This is a genomic window from Neohoeflea coraliihabitans (genome assembly GCF_019334345.1).
Taxonomy (GTDB): Bacteria; Pseudomonadota; Alphaproteobacteria; order Rhizobiales; family Rhizobiaceae; genus Pseudohoeflea; species Pseudohoeflea coraliihabitans.
In genome coordinates this window covers 366,869-381,147 of the sequence record NZ_JAHWQX010000004.1, presented here as the reverse complement: position 1 = coordinate 381,147, position 14,279 = coordinate 366,869, and the positions used below count along the sequence as shown (strand labels likewise).

The 14,279-nt window shown below is 62.9% G+C and carries 11 protein-coding genes; 6 read left to right on the top strand and 5 right to left on the bottom strand.

Annotation, left to right across the window (positions count from 1 at the left end; all coding sequences use genetic code 11):
* Positions 1-72: 72 nt before the first annotated feature.
* Positions 73-240 carry a 50S ribosomal protein L33 gene (rpmG, locus tag KY465_RS16640; protein WP_219203206.1) on the top strand — a complete coding sequence of 56 codons (168 nt, stop codon included), beginning with the start codon at positions 73-75 and terminating at the stop codon, positions 238-240.
* A gap of 421 nt (positions 241-661) precedes the next feature.
* On the opposite strand, the gene KY465_RS16635 is transcribed toward rpmG, so the two are convergent.
* Both KY465_RS16635 and KY465_RS16630 read right to left on the bottom strand, forming a co-directional pair.
* Complete coding sequence (locus KY465_RS16635) at positions 662-2,035, bottom strand: PleD family two-component system response regulator (RefSeq protein WP_219203205.1); 1,374 nt, start codon at positions 2,033-2,035, stop codon at positions 662-664.
* Between the two features lie 14 nt (positions 2,036-2,049).
* A complete protein-coding gene (locus KY465_RS16630; RefSeq protein ID WP_219203204.1) occupies positions 2,050-2,421 on the bottom strand; it encodes a response regulator in 372 nt (123 codons plus the stop codon).
* A gap of 185 nt (positions 2,422-2,606) precedes the next feature.
* Between KY465_RS16630 and KY465_RS16625 the strand changes: the two genes are divergently transcribed.
* The 4 genes from KY465_RS16625 to KY465_RS16610 all read left to right on the top strand — a co-directional run bounded on the left by KY465_RS16625 (position 2,607) and on the right by KY465_RS16610 (position 6,147).
* Positions 2,607-2,882 (top strand): DUF3572 domain-containing protein, encoded by a 276-nt coding sequence (locus KY465_RS16625; protein ID WP_219203203.1) that lies wholly within the window; start codon positions 2,607-2,609, stop codon positions 2,880-2,882.
* A complete protein-coding gene (locus tag KY465_RS16620) occupies positions 2,879-3,544 on the top strand; it encodes a hypothetical protein (RefSeq protein WP_219203202.1) in 666 nt (221 codons plus the stop codon). The genes KY465_RS16625 and KY465_RS16620 overlap by 4 nt, the downstream gene beginning before the upstream one ends.
* A 64-nt stretch (positions 3,545-3,608) precedes the next feature.
* Complete coding sequence (locus tag KY465_RS16615) at positions 3,609-4,937, top strand: DNA polymerase IV (RefSeq protein ID WP_219203201.1); 1,329 nt, start codon at positions 3,609-3,611, stop codon at positions 4,935-4,937.
* Positions 4,938-5,070: 133 nt separating this feature from the next.
* The gene (locus KY465_RS16610; protein ID WP_219203200.1) at positions 5,071-6,147 is read left to right on the top strand and encodes an alpha/beta hydrolase; all 1,077 of its coding nucleotides are present in this window, start codon (positions 5,071-5,073) and stop codon (positions 6,145-6,147) included.
* Between the two features lie 194 nt (positions 6,148-6,341).
* Here the strand turns inward: KY465_RS16610 and dnaE are convergent, their stop codons facing one another.
* The 3 genes from dnaE to lon form a co-directional block, all read right to left on the bottom strand.
* Positions 6,342-9,896 (bottom strand): DNA polymerase III subunit alpha, encoded by a 3,555-nt coding sequence (gene dnaE / locus KY465_RS16605; RefSeq protein WP_219203199.1) that lies wholly within the window; start codon positions 9,894-9,896, stop codon positions 6,342-6,344.
* Between the two features lie 563 nt (positions 9,897-10,459).
* Positions 10,460-10,735, bottom strand: coding sequence for a DNA-binding protein HupB (gene hupB / locus KY465_RS16600; protein WP_219203198.1), 276 nt, complete (start codon positions 10,733-10,735; stop codon positions 10,460-10,462).
* Between the two features lie 181 nt (positions 10,736-10,916).
* Complete coding sequence (lon, locus tag KY465_RS16595; protein ID WP_219203197.1) at positions 10,917-13,340, bottom strand: endopeptidase La; 2,424 nt, start codon at positions 13,338-13,340, stop codon at positions 10,917-10,919.
* Between lon and KY465_RS18885 the strand changes: the two genes are divergently transcribed.
* Positions 13,254-14,273, top strand: a complete 1,020-nt coding sequence (locus tag KY465_RS18885) for a GFA family protein (protein ID WP_487353257.1) — start codon at positions 13,254-13,256, stop codon at positions 14,271-14,273. The genes lon and KY465_RS18885 overlap by 87 nt on opposite strands.
* Positions 14,274-14,279 lie beyond the last annotated feature (6 nt).

Below are 14,279 nucleotides of genomic sequence, written 5' to 3'. Positions count from 1 at the left end.
CCGTGGGATGCCGGACTCGGATGCGAGAGCCGGGATCGACTGCGGCGATTTTTTTCGACAAGGGCAAAGACCATGGCCAAGGCAACCACCATCAAGATCAAGCTCGTGTCGAGCGCCGACACCGGTTTCTTCTACGTCACCAAGAAAAACAGCCGCACCTTCACCGAAAAGATGGTGAAGACGAAATATGACCCGATTGCCAAGAAGCATGTCGAGTTCAAGGAAGCGAAGATCAAGTAGCCAACGCCACTTGATGTGCCGCTGACGAGCCCGCCCTTACCGGCGGGCTTTTTCGTGTTGGGCGCACGCCTTGCGGCGTTCGTGGCCAGACACGCTGACGTGCCGAATCGCGGGCCCGGTCGGGTGTCAACGTGCTCATGTCAGATGGTGGAGTGGGGGGCGAACGGAGATTAGCTCCTGGTCGATCCGCTCCCCTGGGGGAAGGCGGATCGACCAGCGCCCCGTGCGAGACAGGAAATGCGGCGGACCTGACCCTCACGGAACGTCTCTGATTGTTCCGATGGCGTGCCAGGTGGATTCGCTGTTGGTGCATTACCCAACCCTGGATTGATCTCGAATGATCTACGCTACCTGTGTTTGTAGGGCAGCGGGGTCGGTCCGTCAACAAATATATCAACTTTTATTAATATTCTAGGGGTTTTCAGGCGGCTTCCTGCACGACGCGGTTGCGGCCGTTTTCCTTCGCCTGATACAGCGCCTTGTCGGCGCGGCGCAGCAATTGCGCGGCATCCAGGTCCTCGGGCAGAAGCGTGGCAATGCCGATCGAGGCGGTGATATCGGCAAGGGTATCCGATGCCGCGATGGTGAAGGCATCGGAGGCGACGGCAAGGCGCAGCCGCTCAGCCACCTGGCTGGCGATCTCGGCCGTGGTGTCGGGCATGACGATGACAAATTCCTCGCCGCCATAGCGGCATGCGAGATCAGCGCCGCGCACGGCGCCGCGCACCCGCCCGGCGAAATCCCGAAGCACGTCATCGCCACCTTCATGGCCATGGACGTCATTGATGCGCTTGAAATGGTCGATATCGGCGATCAACACCGAAAGCGGCCGCTGGCGACGACGCGAACGGTCGAACAGGGTCTTGAGATGCGTGTCGAGATAGCGCCGGTTGTTCAGTCCGGTGAGCGGATCGGTGACCGCCATTTCCACCGACAGCGTCAGGCTTTCGCGCAATTGATCATTGTAGCGCTTGCGGCGGATCTGGGTGAGCGAGCGCGCCACGAGTTCATTCGGATCGAGCGGGCGGACGAGGTAATCATTGACGCCCAGGTCGAGGGCCCGCATGACAAGCTCGTCTTCGCCCTGTTCGGCGAGCACGAGAACCGGAAGCAACCGGGTGCGTTCAAGCGAGCGAATCTGGGAGCACAGGCGCAGCGGGTCATAGGCATCCAGCCCGGATGAGACGATGAGCAATTCGTAGGGCCGCTCCGCCGCTTCGAACAAGGCCGCCTGCGGGTCGCCTATCGCCGTGACCTCGGCAATGTCTTCAAGGGCCCGCGAAATGCGCTCCTGCGCGGTGGCGCGCGGTTCGACAAGCAGCGCCAGACCGCGGTCTTCAGGCTGGCCGGATGATGGCGCCAACAGGGCGCTGGCCCCCAGCGACCGCGAGGACTCGGCGCGCAGGCGCAATTCGTCGGACAGGGTCTTGAAACGCACCAGGCTTTTCACCCGCGCCATCAGCTGCAGATCATTGACCGGCTTGGTGAGAAAATCATCGGCGCCGGCCTTCAGTCCCCGCACCCGGTCGGCAGGCTGATCGAGTGCGGTGACCATGACAACCGGGATATGCGCGGTGCGGGGATTGGACTTCAGCCGCTCGCAGACTTCAAACCCGTCGATGCCGGGCATCATGATGTCGAGCAGGACGAGATCGACCGAGGTCTGGTCACAGATCGACAGCGCCGTGTGCCCCTCCGGCGCGGTGAGCACTTCGTAATACTCAGCCAGCAAACGCGCTTCCAGCAGCTTCACATTCGCCGGAATGTCGTCAACAACAAGGATACGCGCGGTCATGCTGGTTCCTTCGCTCAGGCTTCGCCGAGATAGGTTTTGATGGTCTTGATGAAATTGGGGACCGAGATCGGCTTCGATATATAGGCTTCGCAGCCACCCTGCCGGATGCGCTCCTCATCACCCTTCATGGCGAAAGCTGTGACGGCGATCACCGGAATACGGTGCAGATCGTCATCCTCCTTCAGCCACTTCGTGACTTCCAGCCCGGACACTTCCGGCAACTGGATGTCCATCAATATGAGATCGGGCCGGTGCGTGCGGGCCAGTTCCATCGCTTCCATGCCATTGCGGGTCTGGATCGTGCGGTATCCCGAGGCCTCGATGAGGTCCCGGAACAGCTTCATGTTGAGCTCGTTGTCCTCAACAATCATCACCTGTTTGGTCATGCTCAATCCCGTCCTCTGGCATCCGGCAACGCGGCCAGGCGGCGATCCGGCGCTTTGCCTTTTCGCGCTGCCGCAGCCACGGCGCTGTCGAATCGCAATCCGACAGCCGGCATCCTAGTTTCATTAGGTTGAAAAAATGGTAACCCCTTCGTTCGAATTGTCCCGGCGGCAGGCAGCAGATCACGATGATACAACAGGATCCACAGGAAATCGCAATTTCGGTGCTGGCATGGCTGGCGGACGAACCGGACCTGCTCGGCCGGTTTCTGGACCTGTCCGGCCTGACCACTGACACGATGCGGCAGGCGGCCCGGGAGCCGGGCTTCATGGCCGGGGTGCTTCACTTTCTCATGGCTCACGAGCCGACCCTGATGCAATATTGCGCGGCAAGCGGGACGCGGCCGGAAAGCGTCGCCCTTGCGCACCGGGCGCTGGCGGGCGGCGGCGGAGACATCGGATGAACCAGATTAAGACAGCCGGGGCGCAGATCAGCTGCGAGATCACGCTGCGGGATCGCCCGCTTCTGGTGTGCGATGTCGATGAGGTGGTGCTCGAATTTCTCACACCGTTCACCGCCTATCTGGAGGCGGAGCGGCACGAATTGCGCGCCGATTCGTTCAAGCTCAACGGCAACATCTATCGCCGCGATGACGGGCAGCCCGTCGACAAGGCGGCGGTGAACGCCTTCACCGAGCGTTTCTTTGCGGTTCAGGACCGGTGGCAAACGGTGGCCGACCAGGCCGCCGAAAGTCTCGAGGCGATTGCCGCCGAGGCGGATATCGTGTTTCTCACGGCCATGCATCCGCGCCATCACGGTCTCAGGCGGCAGCTGCTCGACGCGGCCGGCCTGCCCTACCCGATGATCGCGACCGAACGAGAAAAAGGGCCTGAAATCAAGGCGCTGCACGGGGACCGTGATCTGCCGCTGGCGTTCATCGATGACATTTTCACCAATCTGCACTCGGTGCGCCGGCATGTGCCGGACTGCCTGCTGATCAATCTGATGGCCAATGCGCAATTTCGCGCTTTGGCACCCGATCCTGGTGAGGGAATCACCAGCGTCGACAACTGGCACGCCGCGGCGGCGCTGGTCAGGCGGCATTTCGGCCTGGGTGCAGTATGAGTCGCCGGTGCGGCGGATGGCGCAGGCGCCGCGCACTCAGGACAGCAGAGGGGTGCAGGCCGCGATGAGCGTAGACGGCCGAATTTCCACCTTTTGCCGCGACTGCATGACGGCAAATCCGGGTGCTTCGGCACCATCGGCCGGGCGGCGGCCCCGCTGCGTGCGCTGCGGCAGTCCGCGCCTGGTGTCGCACCCGGAGCTTGCGGCCTTGTCGCTGGCGCATGTGGACTGTGATGCGTTCTACGCCACGGTCGAGAAGCGCGACAATCCGGAACTGATCGACAAGCCGCTGATCATCGGCGGCGGCAAGCGCGGCGTCGTCGCCACCTGCTGCTATATCGCCCGCATCAATGGCGTGCGTTCGGCGATGCCGATGTACAAGGCGCTCGAGGCCTGTCCAGACGCGATCGTCCTGAAGCCCGACATGGAGAAATACGCCCGCGTCGGTCGGCAGGTGCGGGCGCTGATGGAGGATCTGACACCGCTGGTGCAGCCGATCTCCATCGATGAAGCGTTTCTCGACCTGGCCGGCACCGAGCGGCTGCATGGGGACGTGCCGGCGCGCACCCTGGCGCGGTTTGCCGCGCGCGTTGAAAGCGAGGTCGGCATCACCCTGTCCGTTGGACTGAGCTACTGCAAGTTCCTCGCCAAGGTTGCTTCCGATCTCGAGAAACCGCGCGGATTTTCGATCATCGGGCGGGCCGAGGCCGTTGACTTTCTTGCTGACCGACCGGTCTCGACGATCTGGGGCGTCGGCAAGGCCTTCGAGGCCCAGTTGCAGCGCGACGGAGTGCGGACGATCGGGCAGTTGCAGACAATGGAGCTGGAAGCGCTGATGCGGCGCTATGGCGTGATGGGCAAGCGGCTGTACCATTTTTCCCGCGGCGAGGATGAGCGCTCCGTCACGCCGCGCGAGGGCGCCAAGTCGATCTCGTCGGAAACCACGTTCAACACCGATCTGTCGCGCGCTGCCGATCTCGTGCCGCAACTGAGGCAATTGTCGGAAAAGGTCTCGGCGCGGCTGAAGCAATCAGACCTCGCCGGACAGACGGTGGTGCTCAAGCTGAAGACGACCGACTTCAAGCTGCGCAGCCGCAGTTACAAGCTCGATGCGCCGACGCGCCTTGCCGACCGGATTTTCCGCACCGGCCTGTTCCTGCTCGAACGTGAACTGGACGGCACGCGCTTTCGCCTGCTGGGCATCGGCGTCAGCGATCTGACCGACCCGCAGCAGGCCGATCCGGTCGATCTGGTCGATCCACTGGCCGGGCGGCGCGCCATCGCCGAAACGGCGATTGACCGCGTGCGCGCCAGATTCGGCCGGACGGCGCTGGAGACCGGCTACACTTTCGGGCACGGCAAGGCGCGCGACACGCCGCAGGACGAGACCTGAGAAACCCGCCCTGACAGCGCCTGGGCCGAGATGGCGGCCCTTTGCCAGACCTGGCAGCCCAGGTCATGCCGGGCGCGGCGTTCTGGACTTGCGGCCATTTCAGCGTAGACTGGTGCTGGCAGGGAGTCTTGTGATGTCGAGACTGCTACTTCGCCTTGTCATGCTGACAGCATTTTGCCTGGGAGGGCCGGAAACCGCCCTCTCCCAATCCTCTGTGGATCAGCCGGGCCGCGTCGTTGAAGTCGAGATTCCGGCGCCGGCACTGGCCGGCAATCTGCTCGGCACCCGTGATGTGCAGACTGCCGCCATTTACCTGCCGCCGAGCTACGACAGCACCGGCGAACGCCGCTATCCGGTCATCTATCTGTTGCATGGCATATTCGACGATTTTCGCGTCTGGCTGGACATCGAGGATGTACCGGCACGGCTTGATCGGGCCATGGCGCGCGAGGCGATTCCGGAAGCGCTGGTGGTCATGCCGAATGGCGGCAACAAATATGGGGGCGGTTTTTATCGCAACTCACCGATTAGCGGCCGATGGGCAGATTTTATCACCACTGATCTGGTCCGTTATATCGAGACGCGTTTTCGCACGCTCGGCGAGAACAACCGCGCGGTAGTCGGCCACTCGATGGGCGGCTATGGCGCATTGCATCTGGCGATCACGCGGCCCGGCACCTTTTCCGTCGTCTGGGCGATGAGCCCGTGCTGTCTTGCGGCGGTCGATGATTTCGGCTTCGGAAACGATGCGTGGAAGCGTGCGGCGGGCATCACTGCGCCGGAAGACATCGAACAGATGATGGTGGATCGGGATTTCTTTGCCATCGCCGCGCTCGGCGTCTTGTCCGCTTTCAGCACGACGGTGCACGAGCCGCCGCTCTACGCCAAATTTCCATTCGATATCGTGCGCGGCGAAGTGGTTCTCAACGATGCAGCCTATGACCGCTATCTTGATTCGCTGCCGATCCGGCAGGTCCGGGAAGGCCGGGAGGCCCTGCGCAAATTGCGTGGACTTGGCCTCGGCGTCGGACTGAATGACCAGTTCCGGCACATTCCCCCCGGGACGATTGCATTCTCGCAGCGCCTCGGCGCCGAGCGCATTCCGCACATACTCGAGGTTTATGAGGGAGACCACCGGCAAGCGGTCGGCGCGCGCCTGGAAACGGTTGTCCTGCCGTGGGTCGGTGCGCGACTCATCGAAGGTGATTGAAGCGCCCGCACCGGCCGATTTATTTTCCGACAGAAGCGTAATGGAGCATGTGCCATCGTGGTGCCACGAGACCGTGGCGAATTTGATCTTTTCTTCCAGGCGCTTGTGAAAGTGAGTCAGAAAAAGCCGGCAAGTCTCTGATCCGGGACTCGAAATCCATCAGCCGGCCCGCCAGTGCCATGAAGGCAGTCGCGTCAGACCAGCTCCACATCGAGAACACCGGGCGCGGCCTTCAGCGCCGATGCAATCTGCGGCGAGATGCGGTAGCGGTCCGGCAGTTCGACCTCGATTTCGCGCTTGCCGTCATCCTTGATGATGACAAAGGAGACCTGCCCCTCGCCGCGGCCCTTGAGATTGGCCGAAACCATCTTCAGGGGCGAGGCATCACGCAGGAAGACGCGCAGCGCCGACTGGCCGCGGATGGCCCGCTCTTCCAGCGATTCGGCGGTCTGGATGCGCAGGCCGATGCCTTCCGGGCGTTCTTCGGCATTGACAGTGATGACCAGCGACTGGCCCGGCTCGAGCAGATCGCGATAGAGCGCCAGCCCTTCGGAAAACAGCACGGCCTCGAACTGCCCGGAGGCGTCGGAAAAGGTGACGATGCCCATCTTGTTGCCGGTGCGCGTCTTGCGCTCCTGCTTGCCGGTGACCGTCCCGGCGAGGCGACCGGCGGTGGCACCGGCCTTGACGGCGAGCGAGAAGTCGGCCCAGTTCTGGACCCGCATCTTGGCAAGCACATCCGCATAGGCATCAAGCGGATGCGCGGAGAGATAGAAGCCGAGGGCCTGATATTCGCGCTGCAGTTTCTCGGCCACCGTCCAGCCCTCGGTGATCGGCAGATGAATGGTTTCCGGCCCGGTGGCGGCGCCGGCGCCGAACATGTCGCTCTGGCCGGACAGCCGGTCTTCCTGAGCGCGGGCACAATAGCCCATGATGCGGTCGGTGCCTGCCGACAGCTGGGCCCGGTCATGGCCGAAGCAATCGAGGGCGCCGGCGGCGATCAGGCTTTCAAGCACGCGGCGATTGACCTGGCGCGGATCGATGCGCAGGCAGAAATCCTCGAGCGAGGCGAATGGCGTGTCGCCGCGCATCTCGACGATATGGTCAACCGCCGCCTCGCCAACGCCCTTGATGGCGGCGAGCGCGTAAAAGATGCGCCCCTCGCCCGGTTCGAAATGCCGGAACGAGGTCTGCACGGAAGGCGGCACAACCTCGATGCCGAGACGGCGCGCATCCTGGCGGAAATCATTGAGCTTGTCGGTGTTGGCCATGTCGTAGGTCATCGACGCGGCGAGAAACTCGACCGGATAATGGGCCTTGAGATAGGCGGTCTGGTAGGAGACGATGCCGTAGGCGGCGGCGTGCGACTTGTTGAAGCCGTAATTGGCGAATTTGGCCAGAAGGTCAAAAATCATGTTGGCCTGCGCCTTGCCGACGCCGCGCTCGATGGCGCCCTCGGTGAAGCGCACCCGCTGCTTGTCCATCTCCGACTGGATCTTCTTGCCCATGGCGCGGCGCAGAAGGTCGGCTTCGCCGAGCGAATAGCCGGCCAGCACCTGGGCGATCTGCATCACCTGTTCCTGGTAGACGATCACGCCCTGCGTTTCGGCAAGCAGATAGTCGATCTTGGGATGGATCGAGGCGATCTCCTCGTCGCCATGCTTGCGGGCATTGTAGACCGGGATGTTCTCCATCGGACCGGGCCGGTAGAGCGCCACCAGGGCGATGATGTCCTCGATGCGATCGGGCTTCATGCCGATCAACGCCTTGCGCATGCCGGCCGATTCCACCTGGAACACCCCGACGGTCTCGCCGCGCGAGAGCATTTCGTAGGTGGGCGGGTCGGCAAATGGCAGGGCGGCGAGATCGACGTCAATGTCGCGGCGGCGCTTGATGAAGGCCACCGCCGTGTCGAGCACGGTCAGGGTTTTCAGGCCAAGAAAGTCAAATTTGACCAGCCCCGCCTGTTCGACCCATTTCATGTTGAACTGGGTGACCGGCATGTCCGAGCGCGGATCGCGGTACATCGGGACCAGCTGCGACAAGGGCCGGTCGCCAATGACGATGCCGGCGGCATGGGTCGAGGCGTGGCGGTACAGCCCCTCGAGTTTCTGCGCGATGTCGAGCAGACCGGCAACGGCCGGCTCCCGCTCGATTTCCTCGGCAAAACGCGGCTCGTCCTCGATCGCCTGGTGCAACGGCGTCGGATTGGCGGGGTTGTTGGGCACCAGCTTGCAGATGCGATCGACCATGCCGTAGGGCATCTGCAGCACGCGCCCGACATCGCGCAGCGCGGCGCGCGCCTGCAACGAGCCGAAGGTGATGATCTGGGCCACCTGGTCGCGGCCGTACTTCTGCTGCACATAGCGGATCACCTCGTCGCGGCGATCCTGGCAGAAGTCGATGTCGAAGTCGGGCATCGAGACGCGGGCCGGGTTGAGGAAGCGCTCGAACAGCAGCGAGAAGCGCAAGGGATCGACATCGGTGATGGTCAGGGCATAGGCGACCAGCGAGCCGGCACCGGATCCACGCCCGGGACCGACGGGAATGTCCTGGTCCTTGGCCCATTTGATGAAATCGGCAACGATCAGGAAGTAGCCGGGGAATTTCATCTTCTCGATGATGCCGAGTTCGACCTCGAGGCGCTCGAGATAGGCGGTCTTGTCAAAGCCCTCGGCCAGCCCCATGGTCTCCAGGCGGCGCGCCAGCCCGCGCTCGGATTGCCGGCGCAGTTCGGCGGCTTCGGCCGCCAGGGCGGCGGTCTCGTCTTCGCTTTCCGCTCCGGCGGTGAAGCGCGGCAGGATCGGATCGCGGGTTTCGACAACGGCCGAGCAGCGGCGCGCTATCTCGATCGTGTTGTCCAGCGCCTCGGGCAGATCGGCAAACAGCGCCATCATCTCGGCGCGCGACTTGAACGCATGGTCGGGGGTCAGGCGAATGCGGTCATCGACGGCGATGACGGTGTTCTGCGCCACGGCCATCAGCGCATCGTGGGCGTCAAAATCGTCGGGCGTCGGGAAAAACGCCTCATTGGTGGCGACCAGCGGCAGGGCAAGATCATAGGCGAGCTGCACGAGACGCGCTTCGCAGGTGGTGTCATAGCCTTGCTGGCGCTGCAATTCGACATAGAGACGGTCCGGGAAACATTCCGCCAGGGCCTGCAGGCGCGCTTTCGCCCGCCCCGGATTGCCGGCGCGCAGGGCGGCGTCGACCGGACCGGTGGCCGCGCCGGTGAGGGCAAGCAGACCTTCGGTTCCCTCGCGCAGCCAGGAGAGACAGAGCGTCGGCCGGTCGGTTTCGGCGCCACCGAGATACATGTGCGAGATCAGTTCGACGAGGCGGCGGTAGCCCTCATCGGTGGCGGCGATGAGCACGATCGATTCCGGGCGCCTGCCACCGTCCGGCTTGCCGCGCCGCTCGCTGACAACGCCGTCCTGCATGTCGATGTCGGTCTGGCAGGCGATGATCGGCTGAATCCCCTCCTCCATCGCCTTGACGGAAAATTCGAGCGCCCCGAACAGATTGTTGGTGTCACTGATCGCCAGGGCCGGCTGGCCGTCGGCAACGGCCAGCTTCAGCAATGACTTGATCGGCAGCGCCCCTTCCAGCAGCGAATAGGCGGAATGGGTGCGCAGATGCACGAAACCCGGCCATTTGTCCGAATCGATCGTAACGGTGCCTGCGGATGCGTCGCCGCGCGGCGCGGTTTTCAGGGCCGCCAGCACTTCCGCCTTCTTGTCGCGCGCCATCTGTGCGTGTCCCTGCCCCGTCTACCACTTGATTCGTGGCGGCGGACAGAAGATGCGCGCCGATTCCACGGCAGCGATTGTCTCGTCTCACGCGGCGCATGTCCAGACGCGATCGCGGGGATGCACAGCTGGACATTAGACCGGCACAGATGCGCGGCGGCGCTTTTATCGATCAGAAGGACACAACCCGGCGCAGGGTGTGGCGAAGTGACAGATGCGCCCGCCGCTCACCGGCGGGAAAAGCTGGCTCAAAGCGCCATGATGGTGATGCCGAAGCTGGCAAGGAACAGGGTCATGGCGACAAAGGCGGCGAGATCGCGGGCGAAACCGACAGGGGCAAAATCAAACATGAACCAACTCCTTTTCCGTTATGTTGCTATTTTGTTCTCTTTTTGATCCGTTGTCAACCGCATCCTGGCTGCTTGCCCCGGTTCGCGCATGCTTGCCATGGCGCAGCTTGCTCCCAGCTGGAGAAGCGCCCCGGCGAGGAAGTGTGCGCGCACGAAAAAACCCGGGCAGCGACTGGCGCCTGCCCGGGTTGCAAATGGATCGCGCGTCGAACCTTAGGAGTTGACGGCGTCCTTCAGGCCCTTGCCGGCCGAGAACTTCGGCACGTTGCGCGCCGCGATCTGCACTTCGGCGCCGGTCGACGGGTTGCGGCCCGTGGTGGCTTCGCGGTGCGAGACGGTGAAATTGCCGAAGCCGACGAGGCGTACGTCGCCACCCTTCTTCAACTCACCGGAAATGGTATCAAAAACGGCTTCCACCGCCTTGCCGGCATCACCCTTGCTGATGCCCGCCTGGTCTGCGACTGCAGCCACAAGTTCGTTCTTATTCATTGCTCTTCCCTTTCGGCGTTTTGAAGACTCAACCTTTTGCGTGCAGGAAATTTACGAATCCCGGCGGCATGCGCAAGGAGATGAAGAGCTTTTCACCTATTTTTTAGTTATCATTCCGCATCCGAAATGAAAAACGGGCCCCTTCGGGCCCGTTTTCAAGTCATTTTGCGACAGGCCGCTGTCAGTGCGCGACCGATGCGCCCGCCTCCGCGCGCTTGTCTGCCAATGCGGCCTCGGCCTGCATTTCGGCATTCCACTCGATGGGCTCGGGCTTGCGCACCAATGCGTGCTCGAGCACCTCACCCATGCGCGAGACCGGGATGATCTCAAGGCCATTCTTGAGCTTGTCCGGGATCTCCGGCAGATCCTTGGCATTTTCTTCCGGGATCAAGACGGTCTTGATGCCGCCGCGCAAGGCCGCCAGCAGTTTCTCCTTCAAGCCGCCGATCGGCAGCACACGGCCGCGCAGGGTGATCTCGCCGGTCATGGCCACATCCTTGCGCACCGGAATGCCGGTCATCACCGAGACGATCGCGGTGACCATGGCGACACCGGCCGATGGGCCGTCCTTCGGGGTTGCCCCTTCCGGTACGTGCACGTGGATGTCGTTGCGGTCGAACAGCGGCGGCTGGATGCCGAAATCAACCGCGCGCGAGCGGACATAGGAGGCCGCAGCGGAAATCGATTCCTTCATCACGTCACGCAGGTTGCCGGTGACCGTCATCTTGCCCTTGCCCGGCATCATGACGCCTTCGATGGTGAGGAGTTCACCGCCGACTTCAGTCCAGGCCAGACCGGTGACCACGCCGACCAGATCATCGTGCTCGACCTCGCCGAAGCGGAAGCGCGGCACACCGAGATAGGTGTCGATGTTGTCGCCGGTGACCTCGACCTTCGTCGTCTCGCCCTTGCCGATCACCGTGACCGCCTTGCGGGCCAGCTTCATCAGCTCGCGCTCGAAATTGCGGACGCCGGCTTCGCGGGTGTAGAGGCGCGCAATGGCCAGCAGCGCATCGTCGCTGACCGAGAACTCCTCAGGCTTGAGGACGTGATCACGCACCGCCTTGGGCAACAGGTGCCGGCGGGCGATCTCGATCTTCTCATCTTCCGTGTAACCGGCGATGCGGATGATCTCCATGCGGTCCATCAGGGCCGGCGGGATGTTGAGCGTGTTCGCCGTGGTGATGAACATCACGTTCGAAAGATCATACTCGACCTCAAGATAGTGATCCATGAAGGTGGCATTCTGCTCCGGATCGAGCACTTCAAGCATCGCCGATGACGGATCGCCGCGGAAGTCCTGGCCCATCTTGTCGATCTCATCGAGCAGGAAGAGCGGATTGGACTTCTTGGCCTTCTTCATCGACTGGATGACCTTGCCGGGCATCGAGCCGATATAGGTGCGCCGGTGGCCACGGATCTCGGCCTCGTCGCGCACGCCGCCGAGCGCCATGCGGACATATTCGCGGCCCGTCGCCTTGGCGATCGAACGCGCCAGCGAGGTCTTGCCGACGCCGGGCGGGCCGACGAGGCAGAGGATCGGTCCCTTGATCTTGTTGGAGCGCGCCTGCACGGCGAGGTACTCGACGATGCGCTCCTTGACCTTCTCAAGTCCGAAGTGATCGTCGTCGAGCACGGTTTCCGCAGCGTTCAGGTCGATCTTCGCACGCGAACGCTTGCCCCAGGGCAGACCCAGCAGCCAGTCGAGATAGTTGCGCACGACGGTGGCCTCGGCCGACATCGGGCTCATCTGCTTGAGCTTGCGCATTTCCGTCTCGGCCTTCTCGCGGGCTTCCTTCGACAGCTTGGTCTTCTTGACCCGCTCTTCGAGCTCGGCCATCTCGTCGCGGCCGTCCTCGCCCTCGCCCAGTTCCTTCTGGATCGCCTTCATCTGCTCATTGAGATAATATTCGCGCTGGGTCTTCTCCATCTGCCGCTTGACGCGGCTGCGGATGCGTTTTTCGACCTGCAGCACGGAGATCTCGCCCTCCATGAAGCCGAGCGCCCGCTCAAGCCGGCCCTTGACGCTGACGGTGGCCAGCATGTCCTGCTTTTCCGGGATCTTGATCGACAGATGCGAGGCGACCGTGTCGGCCAGTTTCGAATAATCATCGATCTGGCTGGCCGCGCCGACCACCTCGGGCGAAATCTTCTTGTTGAGCTTGACGTAATTCTCGAACTCGGTGACCACCGAACGCGACAGGGCCTCGATCTCGACCTGATCCTCTTCCGGCTCACCGAGCTCGACGGCGCGCGCCTCGTAGAAATCGTCGCGATCGGCATAGCCGAGAACTTCGGCACGCGCCCGGCCCTCGACGAGGACCTTGACCGTACCGTCAGGCAGCTTGAGCAGCTGCAGCACATTGGCAATGGTGCCGATGTCGTAGATGCCTTCCGGCCCCGGCTCGTCGTCGGAAGCGTTGATCTGGGCGGCAAGCAGAATCTGCTTGTCGGATCCCATCACTTCCTCGAGCGCGGCAATCGATTTTTCGCGCCCGACGAACAGCGGCACGATCATATGCGGAAAGACGACGATGTCGCGCAGCGGCAGCACCGGGTAGATTCCGACGTCCTCGGGCGCGTGATCTTGTTTCTTGTCGGTCATGTGATGTCCTTCTTGCGGGCCTTGCGGCCTCTCAGCAACACTCTGACGGCCCCTTTTGGCAGGCAACCGGTACCGGTGTTCATTTCAAGGGAATCGCGCATCCGTGGCCGGCGCGCAAGCCCGTTTGTCGGAACTATAAGTGGAGGCACCCTGCCCCATATTCAAGGTGGTCGTGATCACCAGTTAACCCATTCGAGTCGCTATACTAACAATTCGCGGCGGCTTTGGCAGCAACGGCTCGCATTTTGCGGCGAAAGAGGTGGAAAAGGTCGCCCTGGCCGCCGCCTCATGTCGCAGCCTCATGTCGCCGCAAGGATGCCGCGCCGCTGCCGCTCTCCGCTTCACAATTCTGTCATCGCAGGCTTGTGTCAGGCGGGAGACGACCAGGGGCCCATCGCCGCAACGCAGCCATGCGACCGCTGCGAGGTCCGGCCTCATGATGGCCAGACGGCGCCAGACATTGCCGTCTGGATAATGTTCTTGTATTGTTCTTTCGGATGCCGGGAATGGGAGGAACGATCGATGTCCAGGGGATGCTGTTGTTGCGGGGCGGTCCAGTTCGAGCTGACGGCGGCGCCGGCGATGATGGGGACATGTCATTGCAGCCGGTGCCGCAAACTTGGCGCGAGCAGCTTCGTGTTCGTCGACCGGCAGGCCGTGAAATGGGTCCGGGGCCGGGATCAGGTGCGTTCGTTCACTCCGCCTCCGCCCTACCGGTACAGGCGGACATTCTGCGCAGTCTGCGGCACGTCGCTCGGGGACATCCTTTCCGAGGCGGAGAGCGTCCTGATCCCGGCCGATACGCTCGACGAGCGGCCGGAGATCGGCAACCGGTTTCATGCCTTCGTCGCCGAAAAGCCGCCCTGGTACGGCATTTGCGATGATGCGCAGCAGTTTGCCGGAGACGTGCCCGCCGGCGCGTCGCTGGATTGAAGCCCT